Source organism: Pedobacter sp. 05L430, assembly GCF_056397585.1.
This window is the reverse complement of the sequence record NZ_JBFTNT010000464.1, coordinates 1-2,005: the sequence shown is the minus strand read 5'-3', so window position 1 is coordinate 2,005 and position 2,005 is coordinate 1. Positions and strand designations below refer to the sequence as shown.

The following is a 2,005-nucleotide window of genomic DNA, read 5'->3' as shown; positions in this document are numbered from 1 at the left end:
TTGCACCTACATACCAGTTGTCTCCTTTTCTTTTAGCCATTACCGCATATTCTGCTAGTTTAGCATCTATTACCTTTGTTTCATCAGCAACTGTTGGCACGGCTGAAAGATATTTCATAATATCAGGAGCTTTTTCATATTCAGTTGGAGAATCAGCGAGCATCCCCAGTGGCTGATCATAGATAACATACATTGCAAGTTCATGGCAGCGGGTTCCCTGTCCTGATGGTAATCCTGGATCAATAGGTTTAAACTCTGCCTTAGTTTTATTCCGCATTGCACCTGGAGTGTAATCAAATGGACCGGCAAGCATCCTTACAAATGGAATGATCAAGTGATGATCTGGATCTATGGTATTGTCCCACTTGTCAGACTCTGCTCCTCTCACAGCCTCATAGTTAACAATATTTGGGTATGTTTTTTCCAAGCCCGTTGGCTTGCTGCATCCGTGAAAATCTATCATCAGCTTTCGTTTTGCCGCTTCTTTAGCAATGAGTTCGATCCATTGGATAGCCTCCTGATCATCACGATCAAAGAAATCGACTTTGATGCCGGCAGCGCCTATAGAATTCAGGAAATCCAGATTTTTATTGAGATCTTTTAACAAAGTAGAGGCAACGCACCATAAAAATACTCCGACTTTCTTTTCCCGGGCTCTTTTTATTACACCTTGAACATCTAATTTAGGATTAACCTTTGTAAGGTCATAGTTGTTAGACCACCCTGCATCTATCATCATGTATTCGAGTTTATTTGCAGCAGCAAAGTCAACATAATAATTATATAGATCGGTATTTCTGTTCGCCATTCCTGATGGAATGCTTGCACCAGGGAGCATAGCATCGTGCCACCATTCCCATGCAGCTTTTCCTGATTTGATCCAGCTGGTATCTTTAATTTCTGAAGGACGCGCAAGCTTGGTTACCAAATGATTATTCAGTAAGTCTTTGTCATTGTCGGTTGCGATAATCACCCGCCATGGAAAAGATCTGCTTCCATCGGTTTTAGCAAGATAATCACCCCTTTCTTTTACTACAGAAACAAAATCACCCCAACTACCCATTACGGTCTTCGTTGGGAATTTTGCCCAATCGCCGATATACTGATCTCCTTGTTTCTTAATATACATGCCCGGATAACCAAATAAATCAGACTCTGCAATAACTACTTTTATTCCATTACTTTTATCATCAAAAAGTGCTGGAGTTGTGGCACGTTTACCATTTGATATTTCCGCAATTGAGGGATATTTAATGTACGGTCCTTCCCAGCTGGTATAATTGTCAGTTTCCTGAAGTATCGCTGCTGGTTTTCCATTGATATTAAAATCGGCCTTTTCTGCTACTACCTGTATAGAGTCCTTAAAACTGGTAACAAAACGATAGGCAACCCCTTCATTATAAGCTCTGAAAATTAAGGAGTAGTTCTGATCAGAAAATAAAACGGATAACTCATTGAATTCTTTATTCTTTATAACCCTTATGTTATTCACTTGTGTAGTTTTGCCAAGCACTTTGTTTTGAAGCACCATTGCAATTGCTGAGGGAAGAATTACTGTTTTGTTTTTAAATGATATGGAATAAGTGATGCTATCACCCATACTCACTTTTACTTTTAGTGTATTATTTGGAGAGTTTAATTGGAACCTTTTGTCTTTGGCAATTAGTTCTGCTGACAAGCAAAAAATTAAGAGAAGGGTTGCCAGAACCGGGTTTAGTTTCATATGCTAAGTTTGTGTGCTGAATTTATAGGTTATACTTTCCTGATATAAATGATCAGGCTCAAGTATTGTTGAGGGAAAGCTTGGGTGATTTGGACTATCGGGATAAAATTGACATTCTAAGCAGATACCATCTAATGGTTTGTATGGCTCACCTAAATGTCCATTACATCTGCTTTCAAGGTAGTCTCCGGTATAAAGCATGAGTCCGGGGTAACTGGTGTATACATCTAATACGCGTCCGGATTCCGGATCAACCAAAGTGGCAGCGGCACCGTTTTTATC

The 2,005-nt window shown here is 39.6% G+C and carries 2 protein-coding genes; both read right to left on the bottom strand.

Translation table 11 applies throughout. The features are described 5' to 3' along the window. The coding region (locus AC1DG9_RS26415) for a glycoside hydrolase family 97 catalytic domain-containing protein (RefSeq protein ID WP_477635614.1) at nt 1-1,678 on the bottom strand (1,678 nt) is incomplete at its 3' end. A gap of 48 nt (nt 1,679-1,726) precedes the next feature. Next, on the bottom strand, nt 1,727-2,005 hold a 279-nt coding region (locus AC1DG9_RS26410), incomplete at its 5' end, for an aldose epimerase family protein (RefSeq protein WP_477635613.1).